Here is a 25,691-nt window from a genome sequence, read left to right as displayed (position 1 = left end):
TAGAATTTCCGGCTTAACGCCGGCTTAGCTCATCTGGTAGAGCAGTTGATTTGTAATCATCAGGTGGCGGGTTCGAGTCCTGCAGCCGGCACCAAACACTAAGCGGGTTCCACCGAGGAACCCGCTTTTTTTGTTCTACAAACTCGGCCGTATTCTACAATCAGCCGAGGTTGCTGGCGTGGGATGGCGGTCGATTTCCGGCCGCTGACCGGGCCGTGAGAGGGTTGATAGAAGAATGTCAAAGTCTGCCAACGAGACCGAAACAGTCATCAAGCGCATCCTACCCTATTTACAGCGTCGGGGCTATGAGATTGAGACAGATCTCCATTTCGAAACCGCTGCTTCCACACCGGAAAAATATGAAGCGGGCTTCGTTGACATCTTGGTCTGGCCGAACGACAAGACCTATCCGAAGGGCAAACCCGCTTTCCTGATCGAAGCGAAACGCATTGCTAAGAAGCTCTCGGAGCAAGACAAAAAGCAAGCGCTTTCTTACGCTCGAGCCGACGGCTACGACGTTCCGTTTGTGGTCGTCTGCAATGGCGCAGAGATTCGATCCTATAACGCGAAGACCGGCGAGCCGATTCAGTGGAACGGCAAACTTTCCTCGAAGATTCCGGCCAAGAGTCAGTTGAAGTCTGTGCTCAAGGACTTCAAGACGGATCCGGAGGCGGTTCGAATCGAACTTCCCGGGGAGGATGGTCCCCTTGACGGGTCATCCGCGCTACCTTTCCGCCCGAGCCTTCCGTTGCGGCAACTCAACGCCCTGTTCTCCAGGTGCCATGATGCTATTCGGAAGAATGAGAAAGACGAGAACCACATCTTCGACGATTTTTCCAAACTGTTGTTTCTCAAGCTGCTAGAGGAAAAGGCCGATACCGAGGAAGGGTTCAATTTGCCTTACAGCTACACCTTCCACGAACTCGCGGCGTTGCCCGACGTCAAGGCAGATCAGGTCCAGAACCAGGGCTTCCGCATGAAGAGGCATGTCAGGCAAGGCCGAGGATGGAGTCACGCATAGCGGTATCCCATGCGGCGAGGTTACGGATGTTCTTCAGGCTCACCTTCTTGGGCTGCCGACTCTGAGCCAGCCGGGCGAGATTGAGTGTGATCTTGCGCAGACTGGCCATGTTGCGGGCGGCCAGGGTGTCGCGGATCAGGCTGGCATCCTCGCCCCACGAGACATCGAGGACCCAGTGCAGTTGGTTTTCGATGCCCCAATGAGCACGGATGATCGGAGCCATCTCAGTTGCTTTCACCGCTTTCGAGCTGATGTAGTAACAGCGCTCGGTCGTCACTTTCTCGCCAATCTGGCGTGTGCGCTCAAGCATCACCAGCCGCTGGAGACCCGCCCAGTGCTGTCCTGTCCCGCTCAGCCACGCCACATCATCGCTGACCCGGCAAACCCGGGTCTCCAGCCGCCCGTGGCCTTTGTCATGTTCGGTGTGCTCCCAGTACGAGCTTTCGAGCTTGCCGTCCTGGGCAGCCGCAAACCACTGGCGCACGCCTTCGGCCAGTCGCGGCTGATTGTCCTTGACCGCCAGAACGTAGTCGGCCCCGGCCTCCACGATCGTGCGTGCGATCTCGTGCTGCGTGCCGATCGCGTCGATCGTTATCGTCGCGCCCTGCAAATCGAGCGCGGCCAGCAATTCCGGGATCGCCGTGATCTCATTGCTCTTATCGGCCGTGCTCACTTGCCCGAGGCTCAAGCCGTTGTTCGAGCACCATGCCGACACCAAATGCAGCGCCGCATGCGTGCCGCTACGGTTGCCGCGCACCGCCTTGCCGTCAATCGCCACATGCTGGCCAGCCAGCGCCGGACACAGTTGCCCGACCCAGTCGATGAAGCAGCGCTCAAACGCTTTCGCACTGAGCGCGCCGAATACCCGCCGGAACGTATCGGGCGACGGCACGCCGTTCTCATACGCCAGATGGCTACGCAGCCAAGCAAGCTGCGTGCGGCCCCACAGTGTCATCGTTTCCCAGTCCTCCACGCCGCACAGCACCGCGCACAGCGCCGCAAACAGGACTTCCTCCAGCGGATAACGGCAGGCGCGGCAGCGCGGGTCTCGCAGTTCGGCAAACGCGTCCATGATCGTTGGCATCTCTCGTCCGGCAAAAATCGAGAGTAAACCTGAGACGCCAAATGTTTACAACAACCTTTTCCGCTCTCAGCCTTGATTCATGGGGGCCTTCATGCGGAAGCCCTGGGTCCAGAACGCAATCATGGACATGATCAAAAAAATTCGGACCGACAAGTCGTACGGGGACGTACTGGCGAATCCGATCCACCTGAAAGTGGCGAAGACGTTTCTGTATCTGGTTCGCCAGCTCGCAGCGGTTTCGTTCACTGACAGCACGACGGACTCCAAGGGGGCTGCATTCGAGTACTTCGTTCGGGCGACCCTGAAGGGGAAGAAGCTTGGGCAATACTTTACGCCTAGGCCCCTGGTTCGCCTCATGTCGGCAATTGTGGGGCAAGAGAAAATCGTCAATGCACTGCTTTCGGGTGCGGCGGCCCCTAAGGTGCTGGACCCCGCGTGCGGCACCGGCGGCTTCTTGGTGTACCTCATGGGAGATAGCCTCAGGGTCGCGAACCAGAAGCTTGCTGACCGAGCGATTAATGCCGCTACCCATCGCGAACTCGTTCGGAAGATTCGTCAGCAGGTCTTTTTTGGTTCCGACGCGAACGAGGGCGTTGCATGTGCGGCGAAGATGAACATGATCGTCGCCGGCGACGGGCATTCAAATATTCAACCCGAGAACAGCTTGGCACGGACAGCCAAGAACTGGAACATTCAAGATTCCGATTGCGACTTCATCTTGACTAACCCGCCGTTCGGGACGTCTGAGAGCGGGGCCTTGTCTGATAAAGACATGGGGCAGTTCGAAGTCCAGACGACGAAGGGGCAACTCCTTTTCCTGCAGAAGATGGTGTTGTCTGCTCGTCGTGGCGGGGAGATCTGCACCGTCATTGATGAGGGGGTGCTCAATACGGATACGGCGGCACCGATACGCAAATGGCTCCTGAGCAAAGCGAAGCTTTTGGCAGTCGTGCGTTTGCCTGACGAGACATTCCGTCCGAACAAAATCAATGTTCGATCGAGCGTGCTTTACCTCCAGCGAATGACCGAAGAGGAAGAGGAAATCGCAGACGATATCAAGTATCCGGTTGCATTCTGCGATATAGAGACCTTCGGCATGGACGGGGCGGGGGATATTGCCCGCAACTTTGACTTGGATACTTTGATTGATTCGGTCGGAAAGAACATCTTGCGAATCGGGCGCACACGGAGCGGAAAGCATTGGTCAGTCTTCGATGTCGCCGTTTCGAGGATTCGGGACGATAAGGCATCCCGATTCGATGTGAAGTATTGGCGGCCGGGCGTAACCAATGCGATGAAAGAGATCGTTTCCGTCGGCGGGAAGACAATCAAAGAATTGAACACGATCCCGACCGCACGCGGGACGAGTCCCAGCGCCGATTCATACGTTGATGCGGCCGATGGCTACGCGTTGGTGATCAAGTCAGGTAGCAACATCTCGCGCTATGGCGAACTCATAGTCGATGGCGATTACATCGAGAAGAGCTTGTTTGACGAGTACGTTGAAAAGGCACATACGCAAGGCCGCAATTTCAACTTGGTCAGGCCGGGAGACGTACTCGTATCATCGACCGGTGACGGAACTCTCGGTAAGTGCTGTGTGTACCGACCTTCGACTGATCCAATCACTGGCGAAACCGTGCCCTACGCAGCAATAGCGGAAGGCCATGTGGCAATCATTCGTGTTGATCCTGACGTGATCTGGCCAGAGTACCTCTGTGACTATCTGAGAGTGGGTTTCGGGGCACAACAGATCGAGCGACTCTATACCGGCTCAACGGGGATGATCGAACTTACCCCCGCCGCGCTGGATGAAGTGGTAGTGAACTTGCTGTCGGGAATCGACGAGCAGAAGAAATACTCCGAGGCACTCCGGAAGGGCGAGGCACAAGCGCGCTCTACGTCGGAGCAAGCAGCGAGTGAAATGAGTGCTGCCCTCGACGCCTTCCGGAGCAGCACCAGCACTTTGTTGGAGCTGACCGCCTAACCCGGTCGTTCATCTGGTCGGACTAACACGACGACCTCGTTTGCGTACGTAATGCTCGGTCATACCCGGCATACACGAGGACGTGTGATACACAGCGATCGACATGACCACGGCCTACGAGCTGGAGATCAAGGCGCAGTGTCCGCAGGCCGAGGTGGCCTACGACCTGTTCCACGTCGTCGCCAAGTACGGGCGCGAGGTGATCGATCGGGTACGGGCGGATCAGGCCAATCAGTTCGCCATTCTGTTCGGCGAGCGATTCACCGCCGCCATCTGCTGAGATTTTTTTAACCGACCTCAGCACACAAGATTTCTGACACCTCCGGGATTGCCGCGCTGCAACTGTTCGCGCAGCGTCTGTGAGATTACTGGCACGGAATCCTCGCCTAGGTAGTGCGTCCTATAATCCAAAATCAGATCGAGCCAGAACGCGCGCTCGTCATCGGCGCTCAGCAAGGCGTCCGACGATTTCCTTCATTTGGGGCAAAAATGGACTTGTATTGCTTTGCATCGGCAACAGAGACGAATATTTGGGCTGGCATCGGCGCGGGACTTTGGGCGGTCGCTTCGTCTCCGAATGACGCTTTCATGCAGGGACGGCGAACTAAGGCAGCGAAAATGCAAATCGGCGCCCTCGGTCTTCTGTACTGCGCCCGCACCTCTTCGTTTACCACCCCCTTCGTCGTGTTATCGCAACCCGACCCGATCAACATTGTTACGGACGTCTGGCCCGAGGAATGGTGTCTCCCGTTTAAGATTCGCCCCTTGGGCAGCCCGGCCAAACAGATGGCGGGAGCTGCTGCAGCCAATCATTGGCCGGTATTGAAGACATCTACATCAAACACCACGGCAACGATGAACCTAACGGGGACGACGGTTTTCGTGCCGAAGCAGGTATCTGTAGATGATTGGGCTTTCATAATGCGAGATCTTGCTCTCTAAAGTGCCCCCCGCGCGCTGACGAACTCCGGATACGCTGAAAAACTCTCGAAACGCTGTCAAACGACGTTCTACAAACGCGCGAGTGCGCCCGCATTGGCAAGGCTTCGCGAGAGGATTTTTCATCGAGTTTGTAGACGAGATTTTCGTCCAAGTGCCTGTTTTTACTAGAAGGCGACGAAGCTTTGTAATCATCAGGTGGCGGGTTCGAGTCCTGCAGCCGGCACCAGTAGAATCAAGGGGTTACGTGAGTTTCGCGTAACCCCTTGTGAACATCCGACCTGAGTGGCATGCGCCGTTCGCGATGTCATGTCGATGGCACAACGGCGCGACGAAACGCGTACGTCGATCGCCGATTCCGTCGTTCGCCGGTGATTCTCGATGAACCACAAAAACCCGGCATCCACCGGGCTTCGCACACTCAAGGCAACGAAATCGTCAAATTGGCCGACTCCGGCCCAACCTTGATGACTTGCGAATAAGGCGCAAGGGCCCGCACGGTACTGTTTTTCAGATACGTATTGAGCCCGACGAACGCAAGCAATCCTACGAGCGCGAACACCGCCCCGATCGCCCACAGCGGCACTTCGCGCTTGAGCCGGTGCGCGATCTGATCCGGCAGCGGCCAATGCGGTGCGAATGGCGCGCGCTTGCCCTTCATGTTCGCGATCTCGTCGCCGAGCCGAGCGGTCAGATACGCAAGCTTCTCCGGCCCTTCGAGCAGATACTTGCCCTGGAAGCCGAGCAGCAGGCACATGTGGAACACCTCGAGCGACTGCAGTCGCGCCGCGCCCTGCGCACGGCATTCTTCGAGGTACTGATAGAACTTCTCGCCCGCGAGCTGTTCGCCGAACAGCACGAGCTGCAGCGGCCGGCGTTCCCAGTCCGCGCGAATCTTGAATTGCGATGACAGCACCGATTCGTCGATCGCCGCGCAAAACGCGAACTTCGCCGCATAGACATCCTCGGCGGCGATGTTGAGTTTCTTCGCGCCGCGCTCGAATTCGCTCAGGAATTCCTGAATGCGCGTGCCGAATTCCGACGCGTCGTTCGGCTCGCGGCCGTTCTTCAGCAGGAACAGCATGAAGAAGCCGTCGTACAGCAGATCGACGAGCGAGCGCGCCTGGAAGCCGGCGTCGGTCGACGACACCGTTTGCGGCGCTGGAGGCGGCGTGTTGCCGCCGAAGAGGGAGGGCGCGTAACTCATGACGTGACGGCGATCAGTTCGAATTTCAGATCATTGATTCCGGACGGCGCATAGATCATCGCCGACTGGGCCTGCAGCATCCGCTCATAGAGCGGGCTGCGCGCATCGAGTGCGAAATAGCATGCGCCGGGGCGCACGGGAATCGCGGGCGGCACCTGCGGCGTATACGCAAGGCGCACGCCCGGCATCGCGGACAGCACGAGCTTGTCGACGTCGTCCGGCGCGCCCACCTTGAAGCGCGCGGGCACGGCATCGACGAGCTCGACCGACGGCATGTCGGCCGATACCGCGAGATAGAACGCGGTCTTGTCGTCGATCTTGCCGGAATCGAGCCGCCCGACATGGAACGACGGCCGCACTTCCTCGAGCGTGATCGCGAAGTAGCGCGTCGAGATCACGGTTTCGAGCAGATCGCGCAGGATCGAGTCGAGACGCGCGAAGCCGGGGCCCGGATCGTCGTGCCGATACGCGGGCAGATCGGCGAGCACATAGCCCTTCGAGAACGTCATCAGTTGGCCGGCGAGGCGCAGCAGTTCCTGGAACAGCCGCTCCGGATGCAGCGCCGAATGCTGGTGCAGGTGCGCGAGCGCGGCGAACGCGGCGCTCGCCGTGTGCAGCAGCCAGAACGATGCGATGTCGCCCGAGCGGAATTCGATGATGTTCTTCGTCGGCTCGCGATGGAAGCCGTATAGCGCGTTCACCTTCGCTTGCAGCGCGTCGATCAGTTGCCGCAGGCGCTGATGCAGGATCGGCGACGCCTCGATCGCGAGGCACGGCGGCACGAAGTTGTCGTCGATCTCGAAGCCGGACGTCGCGGTGCGGCGCACGCGCACGAGCGGGATCGACAGCAGTTGGTCGCGCGGCTCGCCGTGCGCAATCAGCTTCACGTTCGTCTTCAGGAACGTGATGTCGGCTTCGGCGGCGTCGGTGAAGTGATCGGCGACGCGCGCCTGCTCGCTGACGAAGCGCGACACGAAGCCGGCGTCGCGGTTATCCGCGTAGTTCGAGCCGGCCTCGCGCAGCGGGTGCAATGCGAGGTAGAACGTGAATTCGTTGCTGCCTTCGGGCAGCGTGTCGAGCGCGATGGGCGGCGGCAATTCGTCGGCCTGCGGCGCGGAGTAGAGCGCGCCGTCCGGGAACACGAGCGACAGTTCGCTCGCGCGCAGCACGTTGCTGCCGAGCGCGTCGCGGTCGAACCGCACCGAGCGCACGCCCCAGTTGTACGGCTGGATCGCCTGAATCGATTCGAAGAGGCGCGCTTCGTGGTACGCGTCCTGCCGCTGAAAGTGCTGTGGCCTCAGAAAGAGGCCTTCCCCCCAGAGCACCTTGGCCGAATAACTCATGTCAAATCCGCTTAAATGTGATTGGGCCGTTGGTCGGTCAATTCGCGTCGCGATCTGCAAGCGAATCGTTAATCCTTGTTAAATGACTTTTTAGCGTCATCTCGAATTTCACCCGCAATTCACAGATGACAGCAAATCGAGCCGCTGCGCCGGCATGCCTTGCTGCGAAGGCAGGACGGTGCCGCCCGTCACGGTCATCGCGCAGTTGTGCAGGCCGATAATTATGCCGGATTTCTCGGACTTCGCAGGATCGAAAGTCAGCTTCCAGCGCTGTAGCGCCGGGTCGCGAAAAAGCGCGACGATGCCGAATGCCTGCGCTTCGCGCGACACCTTTTCGGTTGCGTTGTAGCGCTGTCCCGGAATCAGCGTGATTTCGCGCACGCTCAGCAGATCGGCGCCGAGCGCGGTCTTCTCTTTCGCCGGATCGGTGAAGCTGTCGAACGGCGCCTGCTGGAACGACGTCGGGTCTTTCAGTGCGTAGAGGCGCACGACGAGCGCGAGCGGACGGTTGTCGTTCGCGGCGTTGAGGTTCTGCGCCGCATAGAGCGTGAGGCCGAGATTGCGCGGCGGCTTCTGCGAATCGGGCACGTCGGGCTTGCCGACGCCCACCATCTGCAGCGCGGCGCTGCCCGCCGAACCGAGGAGCGGCACGGCGGCGGCGCAGCCGCCGAGCAGGATGCAGGCGGCGAGCGGCAGCGCGTAACGAGTCACATGCGGATTCATCGATTTTTCCGGGCGTGGCGCCCATTGCTCCCTGTCAAAACTATCAGTTACTTTGCCGATTTGGCAGCGCAAAAATGTCGTGGCTTCAAATACCGGATGGCTGCCGTCAATGCTGTCTTATTCGGAAAAATTTTCCGCCGATTGGGCGAAATCGAATTCTTTTGCGGCAATAATTGCAATGGGAACGGTACACGTGTGATCCCCGGAGTTTGCGCGACGCGTCAGGCGGCGCGCTGCACTGCTTTTAAAACGGCCGCTCTTCACGCGAAGATTGAATTATGAAAAATTGATCGGTACTATACCCGCGCGCTTGTGGCAAAGCAAAATCACGAATTCTCAACGATTTAAAACTCCCGCGCCGGGGATATAAATGATGAAAGACCGTCTCTTCGCAAAACTTTCTGGGGTAGTGCTGGCCTGCGGCATCATCGCCGGTTGCGCATCGCAGCCGACGCCGCCGACGGCCGAAGCGTTCAACAAGTCGTTGGCCGACGCCGACGCGGTGGCGAAGGCGGGCGATCAGGAGCGCGCAATCGGCCTTTACCAGCAACTCGCGAAGTCCGATCCGACGCGTGAGGAGCCCTGGGCCCGGATCGCGCAGATCCAGTTCCAGCAAGGTCACTACGGCCAGGCAATCGTCGCCGCGCAGGAAGCGTTGCAGCGCGACAAGACTGACCGTCAGGCGAAGAGCGTGCTCGCCGTCGCGGGCCTGCGCATCGCGACCGAATCGCTCGGCGAGCTGCGCCAGGATGCGTCGCTCGCCGGCGACGCGAAGTCCGACGCGCAAGCGCTCGCGAAGCAACTGCGCGACACGCTCGGCGAGGCCGCGCTGTTCCCGCCGGAGCAGCAGGCGACGAAGCCCGTCGTGAAGAAGCGCCGCATCGTCCGCCGCGCGAAGCCGGTGCACGAGGCCGCGCCCGCCGAGAACGCGACGGCGGCGGCCACGCCTGCCGCGCCGCCCGCCACCCCCGCGACGCCCGCCACCACGTCGGCGCCCGCGAAGGCGGCAGGCGGCGATCCGTTCAGCGCACTGCGTTAAGCCGCGCTCGATCCACACACTAACCGGGAGCCGTCGATGGCGAAGAAAGAAAGCATTCAAAAGCGCTTGCAGAAAGTGCGGCCGCCCCGCGTCCAACTGACGTACGAGGTCGAACGGGGCGATGCGATCGAGATCAAGGAACTGCCGTTCGTCGTCGGAGTCGTCGGCGATCTGGCGGGGCAATCGGAAGTCGAGCAGCCGAAGCTGCGCGATCGCAAGTTCGTCAACATCGACCGCGACAACTTCGACGACGTGATGAAGGCGATCGAGCCGCGCGCCACGTTCCAGGTGGAGAACCGCCTGAGCGAGGCGGGCGGCAAGTTCGCGGTCGATCTGAAGTTCCGCTCGATCAACGATTTCAATCCGGACGAGGTCGTCGGGCAGGTCGAGCCGTTGCGGCGCCTGCTCGAGGCGCGCTCGAAGCTCGCCGACCTGCGCAACAAGCTGGCCGGCAACGACAAGCTCGAAGACCTGCTGAGCGAAGTGCTGTCGAACACGCAGCAGCTCGAAGCGCTGAAGAAGAGCGCGGACGGCGGCGACAAGCAGGGCGAATGAGTAACGGGGTGGTGAAATGAACCAGCAAACGGCTGCGGCCCAATCGACCGGCGCTCAAGTCGGCGCGCAATCCTCGCTGCTCGACGAGATCGTCGAGAAGAGCAAGGTCGCTAAATCCGAATCCGAGCATGCGCGCGCGAAGGACCTGATCGGCGAACTCGTCCATCAGGTGCTCGACGGCACGGTGGTCGTGTCGGACAACCTGTCGGCGACGATCGACGCGCGCGTCGCGGAGCTCGACCGCCTGATTTCGTCGCAGCTCTCGGCCGTGATGCACGCGGCGGAGTTCCAGCGTCTCGAAAGCACGTGGCGCGGGCTCGACTATCTGGTGAAGGAAAGCAACACCGGTTCGACGATCAAGATCAAGGCGCTGCACGCGCCGAAGCGCGATCTCGTGCGCGACTTCAAGAACGCGACCGAGTTCGACCAGAGCGCGCTCTTCAAGAAGGTCTACGAAGAAGAGTTCGGCACGTTCGGCGGCTCGCCGTTCGGCGTGCTGGTGGGCGATTACGAGATCTCGCGCCAGCCGGAAGACCTGTACTTCGTCGAGCAGATGTCGCATGTCGCGGCGGCCGCGCACGCGCCGTTCGTCGCGTCGGCGGCGCCCGAGCTGCTCGGCCTCGAATCGTTCGCCGATCTGGGCAAGCCGCGCGATCTCGGCAAGGTGTTCGACACCGTCGAATATGCGAAGTGGAAGTCGTTCCGCGATTCCGAGGATTCGCGCTACGTCGGCCTCACGCTGCCGCGCTTCCTCGGCCGCCTGCCGTTCAATCCGAAGGACGGCGCGATCGCGGAGGGCTTCAACTTCGTCGAGGACGTCGACGGCACCGATCACGACAAGTACCTGTGGTGCAATGCGTCGTGGGCGTTCGCCGCGCGCCTGACGGCCGCGTTCGACGACTTCGGCTGGTGCGCGGCGATTCGCGGCGTCGAAGGCGGCGGCCTCGTCGAGGATCTGCCGACGCACACGTTCAAGACCGATGACGGCGAAATCGCGCTCAAGTGCCCGACCGAGATCGCGATCACCGACCGCCGCGAGAAGGAGCTGAGCGACCTCGGCTTCATCCCGCTCGTGCATTGCAAGAATTCCGATTACGCCGCGTTCTTCGCCGCGCAGTCGGTGCAGAAACCCAAGAAATACAGCACCGACAGCGCCAATGCGAACGCCGTCCTGTCCGCTCAACTGCAGTACATCTTCTCGGTATCGCGCATCGCGCATTACCTGAAGGCGATGATGCGCGACAAGATCGGCAGCTTCGCGTCCGCGCAGAACGTCGAAACGTTCCTCAATCGCTGGATCTCGCAGTACGTGCTGCTCGACGACGACGCGACCCAGGAACAGAAAGCGCAGTTCCCGCTGCGCGAGGCCTCCGTACAAGTGTCAGAGATTCCGGGCAAGCCGGGTGCGTATCGTTCGGTCGCGTTCTTGCGTCCGCACTTCCAGCTCGACGAGTTGTCGATTTCTCTGCGCCTTGTCGCTGATCTGCCCAAACCGGCAAATTCATGAGCGAGCTGAGATCGCCCGGGCGGGCCGCCCGGGTAGGACGTTAAAACCACCTCTTTGGGGAGTCGAAAGACCATGTTACACATGCATCTGAAGTTCGGTAATCCGGCCATCAAAGGCGAGTCCGCGGACAAGGACCACGCCGGCTGGATCGAACTGAAATCCTGGGATCACTCGATCGTTCAGCCGCGTTCGGCAACCGCGTCGACCGCAGGCGGCCATACGGCAACGCGTTGCGAACACGGCGACATGGTGTTCACGAAGGAAATCGATTCGTCGAGCCCGTTGCTGTATCAGCATGCGTCGGGCGGCACCACGTTCGACGAGGTGACGATCGATTTCCTGCGCGCCGACGGCGACGGCCAGCGCGTCAAGTATCTCGAGATCAAGCTGAAGTACGTGATCATCTCGAGCATCGCGCCGAGCGTGCAGAACGAAGGCCTGCCGATCGAGACCTTCTCGCTGAAGTACGCGGCGGTCCAGTGGAAGCAGACTCAGCAGAAGATCGGCGGCAACCAGGGCGGCAACACGCAGGGCGCCTGGAGCCTCACGAAGAACGACAAGACCTACGCGGTCTAAGTTCGACGCGGGAACGGGGCACGGTGCGTGCCCCGTTTTGCTTGGAGCCCGATGAAACGCTTCGAACCGAGCTTCCTCGACAAGCTGTTCGACGACGAACCGCATGTGCCGGCGCCAGCCGCGATGCGGCAATTGTCGCTGGAAGAGTTGAAGACCACTGTCGCGCGCGACGTCGAGGCGATCCTCAACACGCGCATCGCGCTGACCGAAGAAGATCTCGCCGCGCTGCCGGAATGCCGGCGCTCGGTGCTGACCTACGGGCTGAACGATTTCGCCGGCCTGAGCCTCGCGAGCCACTACGACCGCACGTTCATCTGCAAGTCGATTCAGCAGGCGATCGCGCGGCACGAGCCGAGGCTGCAGCAGGTGTCGGTGACGTTCGAGCTGAACGAGCAGTCGACGAGCGCGCTCTATTTCGCGATCCAGGCGCTGCTCGTCGTGCATCCCGCCGAGGAGCCGGTGACCTTCGATGCGATGCTGCAGCCGTCGACGTTGCAATATTCGGTGACGCGTTCGCGCGCCGCCAAGGTGTGAGCCGTAGCGCGTGAGCCGCCGGGCGCCGCGCGGCAACGAGAAGCCCGGCACGAGAGCATCAAGGTTTCGGGGATCGTCGATGGAAGAGTTGTTGCCGTATTACGAACGCGAACTGTCGTTTCTGCGGCGCTATTCGCCCGAATTCGCAAACCGATACCCGAAGATCGCCGCGCGTCTGTCGCAGGCGGGCGAGCATTGCGAGGATCCGCATGTCGAGCGAATGATCGAATCGTTCGCGCTGCTCGGCGCGCGGATCAACAAGAAGCTCGACGACGAGTATCCCGAATTCACCGAAGCGCTCGTCGAAGTCCTCTATCCGCATTATCTGCGGCCGTTCCCCTCATGCTCGATCGCGCAGTTCGGCGCGTCGCATGCGTTCGCCGAACTGACCGGGCCGCAGGTCGTCGAGCGCGGCACCGAGTTGAAGAGCCGCGCGATCCGCGGCGTGCAGTGCCGGTTCCGCACGGCGTACGACGTGACGCTCGCGCCGATCCGGCTTGCCGAGGCGCGCCACGGATCGATCGCCGCGGCGCCCGCCGCCGCCATGCTGCCCGGCAACGCGACGGGCGTGATCTCGATCGCGTTCGAATCGACGTCGCCGCAGCTCGACCTCGCGGCGCTGAAGCTCGGCAAGCTGCGCGCGCATCTGCACGGCGAGCAGTCGTTCGTCGCCGCGCTGACCGATTGCCTGTTCGCGCACACGCTTGCTTGCTATGTCGAACCCGATCGCAGCGGCCGCTGGATCGCGCTCGGCAAGACGCCGTTCGAACACGCGGGATTCGACGAGGCCGACGCGCTGATCGACTATCCGGCCCGCTCGCACCCGGCCTATCGGCTGCTGACCGAATACTTCGCATTCCCGGACAAATTCAACTTCGTCGACTTCGACCTGAGCGCGCTCACGCAGCGCGCCGGGCGTTGCCGGCAACTGACGCTGCATATCGCGCTGCGCGACGTGCGCAGCGATTCGCACGTCGCGCGGCTGCTCGACTTGCTGAGTGCGAGCCACTTCCGGCTTTTCTGCACGCCGGTCGTCAACCTGTTCCGCCAGCACGGCGAGCCGATCCGGATCGACCATCGGGCGGTATCGTATCCGGTGATCGGCGACGCGCGCCGCGCGTTCGCGTACGAGGTGTATTCGATCGATTCGGTGCACCTCGTGCGGCAGCGCGCGGATCGCGAAACGGTCGTGGAATTCCGGCCGTTCTATTCGTTGCATCACGGCGAGACGGGGCAGGCCGGCCACTACTGGTTCGCGCGCCGCAACGACGACGTCGCGCGCAAGAGCCCCGGTTACGAAACCGAGATTTCGGTCGTCGACGTCGATTTCGAGCCGGGCGCGCCGCAAACCGACACGCTGAGCCTCGACCTCACCTGCACGAACCGCGACTTGCCGGCCGCGCTCGCGACGGGGCTCGACGGCGGCGATCTGTTCATCGAAGGCGATGCTCAGCGCGGCCCGATCGCACTGCTGCGCCGGCCCACGCCGAGCGCGCGCTTCGAGCGCGGCCACGCCGCGCACTGGCGACTCGTGTCGCATCTCGCGCTCAATCACGTGTCGCTTGCCGAAGAAGGGCTCGCCGCGCTGAAGGAGGTGCTCGTGCTGTACGATCTGAGACGCTCCGCGGTGTCGACGCGCCACATCGACGGAATCGTCGGCATCGAGCAGAGGAGCGCCGTGCAGTGGCTGCCGGGCAAGCCGTTTGCGACGTTCGTGCGCGGCGTCGAGATCCGGCTCGCGATCGACGACGAGCATTTCGTCGGCTCGAGCCTCGCGACCTTCGTGCGGATGATCGACGCCTTCTTCGGGCTGTACGTGCACCTCAACAGCTTTGTTCAACTGATCGTCGTGTCCAGGCGCACCGGCGAGGAGATCATGCGATGCAAACCGCGCAGCGGCGAATCGATCCTGGCGTAGTCGAGCGGCTGCTCGACGAGCCGCATCGCTTCGAATTCTTCCAGGCGGTGCGGCTGCTCGAGACCTGGTTCGCGAAGCGCCATCCGCAGCGCCATGCGGCAAGACGGCCGGGCGAGATCGTCGCGCGGCGGATCGGCTTTCGCAATACGCTGTCGCTCGGCTTTCCGCCGAGCGAGATCGAGCGCGCGCAGTCGTACGACGAAGCGGGCGACGCGCTGAAGGACGATTCGCAGCGCAACGCGGCGGTGGAGGCGGGCGCGCTGTCGCGCGTGGAGCTCACGCCGGCGTTCTTCGGGCTGCTGGGCGGCCAGGGCGCGCTGCCGCTGCACTACACCGAGCAGATCATCGCGCGCGAGCAGTTGAAGCGCGATCACGCCGCGCGCGCGTTCTTCGACGTCTTCTCGAACCGCGCGACCGCGCTGTTCTACTCGGCGTGGAAGAAGTACCGGCTGCCGCTGCATTACGAGCTCGACCGCGACGAGCGCTATCTGCCGCTCTTGCTCGCGCTCGCGGGCGTGTCGAACGACGATGCGCGCTCGACCGTGCAGCAGGGCCGCGGCGTGCTGCTCGACGAAGCGATCGCCGGCTACGCGCTCGCCGCGCGGCATCGGCCGGTATCGGCCGCGTATCTGCAGCGCACGCTGTCCGAGTATTTTTGCGTGCCGATCCGCATCGAGCAGTTCGTCGGCAAGTGGTACGACGTGCCGTCCGATCAACTGAGCGTGCTCGGCGACGTGAACGTGACGCTCGGCGCGACGGCGCTCGTCGGCGAACGCGTGTGGCAGCGCGACATGCGCGCGCGGCTCGTCGTCGGCCCGCTGTCGAAGCGCGACTACGAAGCGTTCCTGCCCGGCGAGGAGCGCGCGATCGCGCTCGAGCGGATGCTGACGCTGCTCGCCGGCGTGACGCTCGAATACGAGGTGTCGCTCGTGCTGCGCCGCACGGAAGTCGGCGCGAGCGTCCTCGGCGCGGGCGCGCGGCTCGGCTGGGATGCGTTCCTCTGCACGCGCGAAGCCGAGCGCGATCGCGCCGACGCGCGCTACGAGCTGCACGTCATTCATTGATAACAACGATCGAACCTGAGTGGACCGTAACCGATGAGCACGCCCCTGAAGACCCTGATCGCGAAACTGAATCCGGTGTGCCGGAAGGCCGCCGAGCGCGCCGCCAGCCACTGCTTCGCACGCGGTCACTACGAAGTGGATCTCGAACACCTGTTTCTCGCGCTGCTCGACGAATCGACCGGCGACGTGCCCCTCGTGCTGCGCGCGAGCGGCGTCGATCCGCACGCGCTGCGCGCGGATCTCGAACGCGAGCTCGAAGGACTGAAGACGGGCAACACGCGCACGCCAGTGTTCTCGGTGCATCTGACCGAGCTGTTCGAGCAGGCGTGGCTCATCGCGTCGCTCGATTCGCAGATCGGCCGGATTCGCTCGGGCCATCTGCTGCTTGCGCTGCTGACGGGGCCGGATCTCGCGCAGTTCGCGCAGCGGATGTCGTCGCAGTTCGCGCGCGTGCGCGTCGACGATCTGAAGCACAAGTTCGACGAGATCGCCGCGGGCTCGGCCGAAGCCGAGCCGCGGCAGGCCGATGCCGACGGGGCGGCGCCGGACGGTGCGGCCGCGTCGGGCGGCGCGCCGCGCGGCCCGTCGAAGACGCCGGCGCTCGACACGTACACGACGAACCTCACGCAGCGCGCGCGCGAAGGCAGGATCGACCCGGTGATCGGCCGCGACGCGGAGATTCGCCAGGCAATCGACATCCTGATGCGCCGCCGGCAGAACAATCCGATCATGACGGGCGAGGCGGGCGTCGGCAAGACGGCCGTCGTCGAAGGGCTCGCGCTGCGGATCGCGGCCGACGACGTGCCGCCGCCGCTTCGCGGCGTCGCGCTGCACGTGCTCGACATGGGCCTCCTGCAGGCGGGCGCGAGCGTGAAGGGCGAGTTCGAGAATCGCCTGAAGAGCGTGATCGACGAAGTGAAGAAGAGCGCGCATCCGATCATTCTCTTCATCGACGAAGCGCACACGATCATCGGCGCGGGCGGGCAGGCGGGCCAGAACGACGCGGCGAACCTGCTGAAGCCGGCGCTCGCGCGCGGCGAGCTGCGCACGATCGCGGCGACGACGTGGAGCGAATACAAGAAGTACTTCGAGAAGGACGCGGCGCTCGCGCGGCGCTTCCAGGTTGTGAAGATCGAGGAGCCGAGCGAGCCGCTCGCCGCCGCGATGCTGCGCGGGATGGCGGGGCTGATGGAGCAGCACTTCAGCGTGCGGATTCTCGACGACGCGATCACCGAGGCGGTGCGGCTGTCGCATCGCTACATCAGCGGCCGCCAACTGCCGGACAAGGCGATCAGCGTGCTCGACACCGCGTGCGCGAAGGTCGCGCTCGCGCACAGCGCGACGCCTGCCGCGATCGACGATGCGAAAAAGCGCATTGAGCGGATCGACGCGGAGATCGCGGCGCTCGAGCGTGAGGCCGCGAGCGGCGCCGTGCACGATGAGCGCCTCGCCGAGTTGCGCGACGCGCGCGAAGCCGATCTGAAGGCGCTTGCCGACGACGAGGCGCGCTACGAAGAGGAGCGCGCGCTCGTGACCGAAATCGGCGCGCTGCGCGCCGAGCTCGACGCCGCGCGCGAGCCGTCTGCCGACGGACGGCCGGCCGACGTCGACGCGACGCGCGCGAAGCTCGCCGAGCGTGTCGGCGCATTGCGCGCGCTGCAGGGCAACCGGCCGATGGTGCCGCTGCAGGTCGACGGCCATGTCGTCGCGGAAATCGTCGCGTCGTGGACGGGCATTCCGCTCGGCCGGATGGTGAAGGACGAGATCGAGACCGTGCTCAATCTGCGCGAGCTGCTCGGCGCGCGCGTGATCGGCCAGGACCACGCGCTCGATGCGATCGCGCAGCGCGTGCGCACCGCGACCGCGAACCTCGAGGACCCGAACAAGCCGCGCGGCGTGTTCATGTTCGTCGGGCCGTCGGGCGTCGGCAAGACCGAGACCGCGCTCGCGCTCGCCGACGTGCTGTACGGCGGCGAACGCAAGATGATCACGATCAACATGAGCGAGTATCAGGAGGCGCACAGCGTGTCGGGCCTGAAGGGCTCGCCGCCCGGCTACGTCGGCTACGGCGAGGGCGGCGTGCTGACGGAAGCGGTGCGCCGCAATCCGTATTCGGTCGTGCTACTCGACGAAGTCGAGAAGGCGCATCCGGACGTGCTCGAGATGTTCTTCCAGGTGTTCGACAAGGGCGCGATGGACGACGCCGAAGGCCGCGAGATCGACTTCCGCAATACGCTGATCATCCTGACGTCGAACGTCGGCTCGTCGGCGGTGATGCAGGTGTGCCTGAACAAGGCGCCGGAAGAGCTGCCCGACGCCGAGACGCTCGCCGAGACGCTGCGCCCGCAGCTCTACAAGACCTTCAAGCCCGCGTTCCTCGGCCGGATGAAGGTGATTCCGTACTATCCGATCTCCGACGACGTGCTCGCCGAGATCATCGAGCTGAAGCTCGAACGGATTCGCCGCCGGATCGAAGCGAACCACAAGGCCGCGTTCGAATGGGACGAGTCGCTCGTCGACGCCGTGCTCGCGCGCTGCACCGAAGTCGATTCGGGCGCGCGCAACGTCGATCACATCCTGAACGGCACGCTGCTGCCGGAGATCGCCGAGCACGTGCTGTCGCGCATCGCCGACGGCGCGGCGATCGCGCGGATCGCCGCGCGCGCGGCCGAGACGGGCGAGTTCGAGTACACGGTCGAGTAAGGCCGGCGCGCGGCGCGCGCGTCACGCGCCGCGCGTGTCTTCACGCAACGATGGACGCCGCAACGCACTGACATAGCATTCGACCATGCCGATCAACCTCTCCGAGCTGCTGACGCCGATCAGCGAAGCGTCGCCGTGCGGCGACGATCTCCTCTTCTCCGCCGAATTCGACGCGATCCAGCACGCGCGCAAGTTCGACGATCCGTCGCTCGACCAGGGCGAATGGATCACCGACATCAAGGAAGCGGACTGGAGCTTCGTCGTCGAGCAATCGAGCGCGCTGTTGCGCGAGCGCACCAAGGATCTGCGGCTCGCGGTGTGGCTGACCGAGGCGCTCGCGCTCGAGGATGGCATCGGCGGGCTCACGCAGGGCTACGCACTGCTCACGAGCCTTTGCCGGCAATTCTGGGATCACGTGCACCCGCTGCCCGACGGCGACGACGCCGAGTACCGGCTCGGCAACATCGCGTGGCTCGCCGGGCGCACGGTCGAGCTGCTGCGCGCGGTGCCGCTCACCGACGGCGCGTCGAACGCGTTCAGCGAGCTCGACTGGGACGTCGCGCAACACGTCGCGCAGGCGATCCGGCGCGATCCCGAGCAGGCGAGCGAGATCGCGCGCGGCAAGCCGTCGGTCGAGCAGATCGAGGCGTCGAAGCGGATGACGTCCGTCGCGTTCTATGCGCGGCTGCTCGGCGAGCTGAAAACGTTCCAGGCGGCGCTCGACGCGCTCGAGCAGGAACTCGGCCAGCGCGCGGGCGACGCGGCGCCGAGCTTTCGGCAGGCGCGCGACGCGTACGACACCGTCTACCGGCTCGCCGAGCGCTTCGCGAAGGAGCAGGGCTACTCGGCCGACGCGCAGCCGCAGGCCGTCGCGCCGAATGCGCCGGGCGCGTCGCAAGAGCGCGCGGAGCCGAGCTTCAAGACGCCGCTTCATTCGGAGGACCCCGTGCAGAGACACGCACACGCGCCGTCCGCGCCCGCGCCGCTCGTGATCGCCGGCATCCAGAATCGTGCGCAGGCGGTCGAGCAGTTGCGCGCGGTCGCGAAGTATTTCCGCGGGACCGAGCCGCACAGCCCCGTCGCGTACCTCGCCGACAAGGCGGCCGAGTGGGCGGACATGCCGCTGCATCAATGGCTCGCGTCGGTCGTCAAGGACGACGGCTCGCTCGCGCATATCCGCGAGCTGCTCGGCCTGAAGCCGGACGACAACGCGTGAGCGCAGGCCGGTCCGCGTCGGCCGGCCGCGAAAAAAAAGCGACGGAGAGGTCCCGAGGGATCATCCGTCGCTTTCTTGTATTTTCTTTTTGTATTTCCGTATCGACGATGCGCCGATGACGGCGATGGCATCGATATCGCGGATGTCGTCGATGTGGGGCGTGCGGGCGGCGCGCCGCTTACTGCCCCGCGCGGAATTCGATCCGGCGGTTGCGCGCGCGCCCGTCGGCCGAGTCGTTCGACGCGATCGGCTGGTCGGGGCCGACGCCCGTCGTCGTCAGTTGCTGCGACGCGATGCCCTTCGCCACCAGATAGCCCTTCACCGCATCCGCGCGCGCCTGGCTGAGCGCGATGTTCGACGTGCGATTGCCCGAATTGTCGGTGTGGCCGATGATCTCGACCGTCCGGTTCGACATCTTCGCGAGCGCGGCCGCCATCTGGTCGAGAATCGCGCGGCCTTGCGGCGTGAGCGTCGCGCTGCCGGTCTCGAACTCGATCGTGCGGTTCGCGAGCGTCTGGTCGAGGAGACCCTGCTCGGACGCGCTCACGCGCAACCCGTTCTTGATCGTGTAGGTCGGGTTCAGCGCGTTCGCCATGTCGCTCGCGAGCTGCTGCCGCTGCGCTTCGTTGCGCACTTCGCCCTTCACGTCGATCTGCGTGCCGTCGATCTTCAACTGTCCCTTGCTGATCTGCTTCAGTTGCGGGCCGATCAGCTTCTGGACGTTCGCTGACCAGTTCGGCGGCGTCGCGACGTCGCCGACTTCGATCTGGTCGACGACGTTCGCGGCGCCGTACGTGTCGCGCAGGCGCTGCAGCACGGCGGCCTTCGTCGCTTCGTCGGCGACCTTGCCGCCGGCGACGACCTGGCCCGGCGTCGCATTCGCCGGCGGCGGCGACGCCACGGCCGCGCCCGCGTGCGCGGCCGCGCCGTTTGCCACCGCGGCGGGCGCGGCGAGCGGCGTCGCTTTCACGGGCACGCCGCCCGCGTCGATCGGCGTGACGGTTGCGGGGCCGACGTTGTCGGCGCGCGCGGCGCCGCCCGGCGTGCCGCCGAGCGCGAGCGCGGCGAGCACGAGCGCGAAACGGGAAGCGGGGCGGGAGGAGAGGCGCGGCTTCGTCATCGCATCACGCTCCGGCGAATGCTTCGCGGAACGTGTCGATGCACACGCGCAGCGACAGTTGCGGTTGATCGAGATAACTGACGAGCTTGCTGATCCCATGGTCGTTTTGCGCATGTGCGTCGATCCATTCCGGATCGTCGATGTCGATGTTGTGTTCGGCGTAAGTCTGGGGATCGACCACGCTGTGCAGGGTCTTCGCGGACGCGCCGTTGAAGCCGATGATGAGCCGCTCGCGCTCGGCGATCGTGCCGATGAAGATCGCGAGCTCGAAGTCGGCGCGCGACACGAACGGCGCGACGAGCTCGAGCCAGAACGCGGCGACGAGGCTCCGGTAGAACGGATCGGTCGGCAGCGGCAGCGTGAGCCCGCGCTCGATGTGCGACGTGCCGCTTTGCATCACCGGGCGCAGCAGCGAGCCGAGCGCGAGCATCGCGCCGCGCAGCTTCACCGGATGGCCGCTCGCGAGCAGCATCTGCTCGAGGCCGAAGAGGGTCTGGTGCTCGATGAAATCGTTGAACGTGCCGTCGTGCGCGCTGCCCGGGCCGCCCGTGTCGATCGGCACCTGCGTGTCGCCGAGCGCCTGCAGCGCGCCGGGCGGCTCCTGCGGGCCGAGGAGCGACTGCATCTGCGCGGCGGCGCGCGACCAGAGCCGCGCGAACGCGAGCGGGCTGCGCGCAAGGAACGTGAGCGGCCGCTCGACTTCGAGCGCCGTCGCGGCGAGGAACGGGAAGCGCCGGTTCGATGCGTCGTGGCTCGCGATCATGTGGCCCGCGATCGCGAGCCGGCTCTTCGAGCCGAGAAACGCGAAGTGCATCGGCTTCGCGCTTTCGTAGACGATCTTCCAGCGCGGGTCGTCGGCGAGGAGCTCCATCGCGCGCGCGATCCAGTGGTCGAGCGTCTGCAGCAACTGCGGGTTGTGCGCGCTCTTCACGAAGTCGCCGCGCGACGGGATCTTGCCGAAGTAGGCGATCTGGGCCTGGACCGTTTGCGTCATTGCGCCCCCTGTGCGTTCGATGCGGAAGCCGTCGCGACGGCGGCCTGCGGGGCCGCGGCCGCGGTGCCCGAGCCGGGCTGCGCCGTTGCATTGGCCGCGCCGCCCGCGCTCGCGTCGGCGACCGACGACGGCAGGCGCAGGCCGCGCAGGCTCTGCTGCTGCGGCTGATCGCCGCCGCCGCCCGTCGGTTGCGACGTGCTGATGATGCGCATCGTCACCGACACGCTGACGTTGCCTTGCGTCCACGTCAGATCGAACGTGCCGTCCGGACGGCGCTTGCGCTGCGCCGAGTTGATCAGTTTCTCGAGGCCGTAGCGGCCCGGCTCGTTGACGAGCTGCACCGTGCGGCCGTCGAATGTCGTCGCGGACAGCGTCGCGCCGGGCGAGCCCTGCGGGTTCGGCCACACGAAGTTCATCCATTGCGGCGGCGTGTTGCGGTAGCGCAGTTGCTGGCCGTCGATCGCGATCGTGTACTCGGTCGTGCCGCTGCTAGGCTGCGGCAACACCTGGAACACGGTCTGCGGCTCGGACGACGCGCCGGCGCCCGTCGCCGCGCCGCCCGCGAGCGGCGCGATCCAGCGCGCGAAGCCGCTCGTGAAGTCCGGCGTGAGCACGAGGCCCATGTCTCCCCAGGTGCGCGCGGACAGCGTGTCGCCGCGGCGCACCGCGAGCGGCCCGAGCGTCGTGCCGACGAACTTCGCGATCGAGCCGTCGGGGCCGAACACCTGCGCGATCTCGCCCGCGCCCGCTTCCACCTTCGCGCCCGCCGCAAACGGATACTTGTTCGCAAGCGAGTTCTGGAACGGCTGGTACACCTGCGCGTTCCACACCTTGTTCACCTCGACGCTCGCCGGCTGGATCACGACCGCGAACGCCTGCATCAGCGGCCGCACGAGGAGCGGACGCAGCGCCTTGCGTTGCGAATCGGTCAGGCCCGTCAGCATCTGCTCGTCGACGAACTTCAGCGAATCGGCGAGCTCCGAGCCGTTGCCGTCGAGCGTCTGCTGCATCAACTGACGCGCGCCGGGGCCGGGGTCGCCCTGGTTCTTGATCACGTTGAAGCGCGTGCGGGCCTTCGACAGCGTGTCCATGTAGCCCTTGAGCATCGACGTGCCGTCGCGCGTCGCGACGATCCGGCCGAGCCCGATGAACTCCTGGCCGATCGGGCCCATCGGCACGTCGGCGGGATTGCCGTTGATGTCGACGTTCGCCGCGATCTGGCCGCCCGGCTGGCGCGTGAACCACCGCTTGACCCAGTTCACGACGCCCGTCTGCGCCTTCTTGATCGTCGCGTTCGCGAGCGACGGGTTGTCCCACGACGTCTGGTCGTACGCGGTCTCGAGCACCTTGCGGATCGGCGAATCCTGCGGGTCGCCGAGCTTGTTCATCGCGTCGACCGCCTGCGTGAAGTTGCCGAAGCCCTGCACCGCGATGCCCTGCATGAACTTCTGCCAGTGCTGCGCGTATTCGGTCTTGTACATCGCGACGAGCGTCTTCTGGATCTGCTCGGGGCTGCCCTCGAGCGTCAGGTCGTCGGCCGATGCGGTGTTCAGCACCCAGTCCTTCGCCTGCAGCTCCTTCGTCGCGGCGTCGCGGATCGCCGGCTGCACGTACTGGAACCACGCCTCGCGCGTGAACGTGCCGGGGATCGCGTAGCTGCCCGCGACGAGGCCCGTATTGCCTTCGCCGACGATGCGCGCGATCGTCATCGGCGCGAAGCGGGTCGACGCGCGCGCCTTGATCTCTTCATACACGCGCTGGCGGGCCGGCATTCCGCGCACGACGTGGCGCAGGTTCTCGCGGGTCTGGTCGACGAGCGCGAGATTCGCCTCGATCATCGGCCAGTCGTTGTCGGACACGCGCGACAGGTAGAACGTGATCATCCGCTCCGCGCTCTTGATCATCTCGTCGCGCGGCATGTTGCCGCGATTCGTCTCGAGCCAGCCGCGCCAGAAGCGCGCGACCTGGTCGGTCAGGTGCGCCTGTTCGACGTGCCGCTTGTCGGACAGCATCAGGTAGGTCTTCAGCGCGTTGTACGCGTCCTCGACGTTGGTCGGCGACGCGTCGTTATAGAGGCCGCCCTGCTGCTGGCCCTGTGCGGCGGCGGGGGAAGGGGCCGCGCCCGGCGCCGCGGGATTCGTCGACACCGGCATCGGGCCCGCCGGCGTCGCGCCCGATTCGGGCGCGCGCGTCATCGGCGCGAGCTGGTCCGGATGCGCGTTCACGTCCTTCAGGAACGACGCGAGATTGTCCGACACGGGGGCGAGCAGGATCTGCCGCACGCCGTTGTAGTATTCGGTCAACAGATGCTGCTCGAGCCGATTGCCCTGATACAGGCCGAGCGACACGGACAGCGGCTTGTCGCGGCGGAACTGCTCGAGCTGCTCGATCCGGTCCTCGAGGATGTCCATCGCCTGCAGGCGCGACTGCAGGTCGTTGCGGTTCTGCTGCAGACGGGTCACGTTGTCGAGGTCGGCCTGCACGTTCGAGACGAGCTGCTGGTTGCCGATCGTCGACCAGGTCCAGCCGCCGAGCGCGAGCGCGAGTGCCGCGACGAAGCCGAAGAACGTCGCGTAGCGCATGCGCGTCTTCGTCGGGCTCGCGAACTGGCGCACCGTCTGGCGGTCCGCGAAGATCACCTTCGAGAACAGGTCGCGCAGGAAGAAGCCGTTCTTCGAGAACGCGCTGTGCGGTTTCGGCAGGCTTTGCGAATCGAGGCCGAAGCGATTCGCGATCCGCTGCGCGGCCGCGCTGTTCGTTTCGCCTTCCTGCAGCGCGCTCGTGAAGTAGAAACCGCGGAAGATTGGCTTGTACTGGAACGGGTTGTCCTCGAACAGCGTCGCGAGGAACGAGCGCAGCGCGGGCTTGATCGTCGAGAATTCGAGCGGGAAGCTCAGTTGGCCGGGCGAAAGCTTGTTGCCGCGGCTGATCGACAGTTGCGCGACGCTGATTTCCTTCAGCCCGTCGTACAGTTCTTCGAAGCGCTGATCGAACAGCGCGACGACGTCGCGCTTCTCGTCTGGCTCGTACGGCAGCGTCGCGCCCCACACGCGGTCGTATTCCTGGCGATCGTTGCTGCTGAAGAATTCGGTGAAGCCCGTGATCAGATCGGCTTTCGTGAACATCACGTAGACGGGCGCGAACACTTCGAGCTTCTCGGTGAGCTCCTGCACGCGCTGGCGCAGGTTCTTCGCGAGATTGATCGCGAATTCGGGGCGGTTGCCCGTCAGCTCGGCGATGCTCGCCGTCACGATGATCCCGTTGATCGGCGCCTTCGGGCGATGGCGCTTGAGCAGATCGAGGAAGCCGAGCCATTCGCTGCGATCTTCCTCGTGCACCGAATAGCGGCCCGCGGTGTCGAGCAGGATGCCTTCCGTCGTGAAGAACCAGTCGCAGTTGCGCGTGCCGCCGATGCCGTGGATCACCGCGCTGTTCTTGTCCGCGAACGGAAACTGCAGCCCCGAGTTGATGACGGCGCTGCTCTTGCCCGCGGCCGGGTTGCCGATCACGATGTACCACGGCAGTTCGTACAGCGCGGAGCCGCCCGACACCTGGCCGATCTTCGAAGTCTTGATCGTCTTCACCGTGTCGGCGAGGCGGGTGCGCAGCACGTCGAGGTCCGCCCGCTTCGCGGGTTCGGCCACGGCGGCGGATACCTTGCCGGTTTCGGCCTGCTGCTCGAGGATGTCGCCGAGCTGGCGGTTCGCGCGGCGCACGCGCCAGCGGCGCCAGAGCTTCGTCGCGAGCCAGAGCGCGAGCGCGGCGGCGAGCGCGACGGCCGCCCATACGAGGCCGATCTGTAGCGCATCGGCCGCGATGAACAAAACCGCCGCGAGCGCGGCGAAGCCGACGATCGTGAGCGTGCGAGGGTGAGTCAACACGTTGAGGAAGCGTTGCATAGGACGTTCAGGTTCCGGTGCGATTCAGATTCGATTCAGCGATGGGGTGACGGCGCGAAACGTGTGCGCCGCGCGATGGGCGCGCATCGACAAGCGTGACGGCGTCGGGTGACGTCATGTTGTCGCGACTGCGTCTGGAGAGAAGAAGGGCCGCCGTAGCGGGACGTGCGACGGCATGCTCGCGCGCGGTGCGCCCATCGAGCGTCGCGCGTCGATCGAATGAATGCCGGATTGTGATCCCGTCGCGATGTCTGGTAGCCCC

At 64.5% G+C, this 25,691-nt stretch carries 19 protein-coding genes, 1 tRNA gene and 1 pseudogene; 14 read left to right on the top strand and 7 right to left on the bottom strand.

Annotated elements, in window-relative coordinates:
* Window positions 1-18 precede the first annotated feature (18 nt).
* Both WS92_RS27020 and WS92_RS27015 read left to right on the top strand, forming a co-directional pair.
* Window positions 19-94: transfer RNA gene (locus tag WS92_RS27020), tRNA-Thr, on the top strand.
* 141 nt (window positions 95-235) lie between these two features.
* Window positions 236-1,021, top strand: a complete 786-nt coding sequence (locus tag WS92_RS27015; RefSeq protein WP_059929029.1) for a type I restriction enzyme HsdR N-terminal domain-containing protein — start codon at window positions 236-238, stop codon at window positions 1,019-1,021.
* Here the strand turns inward: WS92_RS27015 and WS92_RS27010 are convergent.
* Window positions 990-2,105 carry an ISAs1 family transposase gene (locus WS92_RS27010; protein ID WP_059930687.1) on the bottom strand — a complete coding sequence of 372 codons (1,116 nt, stop codon included), beginning with the start codon at window positions 2,103-2,105 and terminating at the stop codon, window positions 990-992. The genes WS92_RS27015 and WS92_RS27010 overlap by 32 nt on opposite strands.
* Window positions 2,106-2,226: 121 nt before the next feature.
* Between WS92_RS27010 and WS92_RS27005 the strand changes: the two genes are divergently transcribed.
* Together WS92_RS27005 and WS92_RS33540 are read left to right on the top strand one after the other, a co-directional pair.
* On the top strand, window positions 2,227-4,092 hold the full coding sequence (locus WS92_RS27005) for an N-6 DNA methylase (protein ID WP_231755947.1): 1,866 nt from the start codon (window positions 2,227-2,229) through the stop codon (window positions 4,090-4,092).
* Window positions 4,093-4,153: 61 nt separating this feature from the next.
* Window positions 4,154-4,327, top strand: a pseudogene (locus WS92_RS33540) (transposase); the annotation flags it as partial.
* Between the two features lie 1,125 nt (window positions 4,328-5,452).
* Here WS92_RS33540 and icmH read toward each other — a convergent pair.
* The 3 genes from icmH to tssJ all read right to left on the bottom strand — a co-directional run bounded on the left by icmH (window position 5,453) and on the right by tssJ (window position 8,304).
* Window positions 5,453-6,238 carry a type IVB secretion system protein IcmH/DotU gene (gene icmH, locus WS92_RS27000; RefSeq protein ID WP_006029380.1) on the bottom strand — a complete coding sequence of 262 codons (786 nt, stop codon included), beginning with the start codon at window positions 6,236-6,238 and terminating at the stop codon, window positions 5,453-5,455.
* Entirely contained in the window at window positions 6,235-7,581 is a 1,347-nt protein-coding gene (gene tssK / locus WS92_RS26995; protein WP_006029381.1) for a type VI secretion system baseplate subunit TssK, read from the bottom strand. Before tssK ends, icmH begins: the two co-directional genes overlap by 4 nt.
* A gap of 108 nt (window positions 7,582-7,689) precedes the next feature.
* A complete protein-coding gene (tssJ, locus tag WS92_RS26990; RefSeq protein WP_015600452.1) occupies window positions 7,690-8,304 on the bottom strand; it encodes a type VI secretion system lipoprotein TssJ in 615 nt (204 codons plus the stop codon).
* Between tssJ and WS92_RS36000 the strand changes: the two genes are divergently transcribed.
* The 10 genes from WS92_RS36000 to tssA all read left to right on the top strand — a co-directional run bounded on the left by WS92_RS36000 (window position 8,293) and on the right by tssA (window position 19,416).
* The gene (locus WS92_RS36000; RefSeq protein ID WP_156443002.1) at window positions 8,293-8,586 is read left to right on the top strand and encodes a hypothetical protein; all 294 of its coding nucleotides are present in this window, start codon (window positions 8,293-8,295) and stop codon (window positions 8,584-8,586) included. The genes tssJ and WS92_RS36000 overlap by 12 nt on opposite strands.
* 91 nt (window positions 8,587-8,677) lie before the next feature.
* Window positions 8,678-9,343, top strand: a complete 666-nt coding sequence (locus tag WS92_RS26985; protein WP_059932536.1) for a tetratricopeptide repeat protein — start codon at window positions 8,678-8,680, stop codon at window positions 9,341-9,343.
* 36 nt (window positions 9,344-9,379) lie between these two features.
* Window positions 9,380-9,898, top strand: a complete 519-nt coding sequence (gene tssB, locus WS92_RS26980) for a type VI secretion system contractile sheath small subunit (RefSeq protein WP_006029385.1) — start codon at window positions 9,380-9,382, stop codon at window positions 9,896-9,898.
* Window positions 9,899-9,914: 16 nt separating this feature from the next.
* Window positions 9,915-11,405 (top strand): type VI secretion system contractile sheath large subunit, encoded by a 1,491-nt coding sequence (tssC, locus tag WS92_RS26975; RefSeq protein ID WP_006029386.1) that lies wholly within the window; start codon window positions 9,915-9,917, stop codon window positions 11,403-11,405.
* Between the two features lie 72 nt (window positions 11,406-11,477).
* Entirely contained in the window at window positions 11,478-11,981 is a 504-nt protein-coding gene (locus WS92_RS26970) for an Hcp family type VI secretion system effector (protein WP_059932457.1), read from the top strand.
* A 51-nt stretch (window positions 11,982-12,032) separates the two neighbouring features.
* Window positions 12,033-12,515, top strand: coding sequence for a type VI secretion system baseplate subunit TssE (gene tssE / locus WS92_RS26965; RefSeq protein ID WP_006029388.1), 483 nt, complete (start codon window positions 12,033-12,035; stop codon window positions 12,513-12,515).
* 79 nt (window positions 12,516-12,594) lie between these two features.
* Window positions 12,595-14,433 carry a type VI secretion system baseplate subunit TssF gene (gene tssF, locus WS92_RS26960; protein WP_059932459.1) on the top strand — a complete coding sequence of 613 codons (1,839 nt, stop codon included), beginning with the start codon at window positions 12,595-12,597 and terminating at the stop codon, window positions 14,431-14,433.
* On the top strand, window positions 14,397-15,497 hold the full coding sequence (gene tssG, locus WS92_RS26955; RefSeq protein WP_059932461.1) for a type VI secretion system baseplate subunit TssG: 1,101 nt from the start codon (window positions 14,397-14,399) through the stop codon (window positions 15,495-15,497). Before tssF ends, tssG begins: the two co-directional genes overlap by 37 nt.
* 33 nt (window positions 15,498-15,530) lie before the next feature.
* Entirely contained in the window at window positions 15,531-18,200 is a 2,670-nt protein-coding gene (gene tssH / locus WS92_RS26950) for a type VI secretion system ATPase TssH (protein WP_059932463.1), read from the top strand.
* Window positions 18,201-18,285: 85 nt separating this feature from the next.
* Window positions 18,286-19,416 (top strand): type VI secretion system protein TssA, encoded by a 1,131-nt coding sequence (tssA, locus tag WS92_RS26945; RefSeq protein ID WP_006029392.1) that lies wholly within the window; start codon window positions 18,286-18,288, stop codon window positions 19,414-19,416.
* Between the two features lie 178 nt (window positions 19,417-19,594).
* On the opposite strand, the gene WS92_RS26940 is transcribed toward tssA, so the two are convergent.
* From WS92_RS26940 to tssM, 3 genes are read right to left on the bottom strand one after another with little or no spacing between them, the layout of a single operon-like run.
* Window positions 19,595-20,536 carry an OmpA family protein gene (locus WS92_RS26940; RefSeq protein ID WP_059932465.1) on the bottom strand — a complete coding sequence of 314 codons (942 nt, stop codon included), beginning with the start codon at window positions 20,534-20,536 and terminating at the stop codon, window positions 19,595-19,597.
* 4 nt (window positions 20,537-20,540) lie between these two features.
* Window positions 20,541-21,530, bottom strand: coding sequence for a type VI secretion system-associated protein TagF (gene tagF, locus WS92_RS26935; protein WP_006029394.1), 990 nt, complete (start codon window positions 21,528-21,530; stop codon window positions 20,541-20,543).
* On the bottom strand, window positions 21,527-25,429 hold the full coding sequence (gene tssM, locus WS92_RS26930) for a type VI secretion system membrane subunit TssM (RefSeq protein ID WP_059932467.1): 3,903 nt from the start codon (window positions 25,427-25,429) through the stop codon (window positions 21,527-21,529). Before tssM ends, tagF begins: the two co-directional genes overlap by 4 nt.
* Between the last annotated feature and the right edge of the window lie 262 nt (window positions 25,430-25,691).

It is taken from the genome of Burkholderia sp. MSMB1588 (assembly GCF_001546925.1).
Classification (GTDB): Bacteria; Pseudomonadota; Gammaproteobacteria; order Burkholderiales; family Burkholderiaceae; genus Burkholderia; species Burkholderia humptydooensis.
This window is presented reverse-complemented; position numbering and strand designations above follow the sequence as displayed.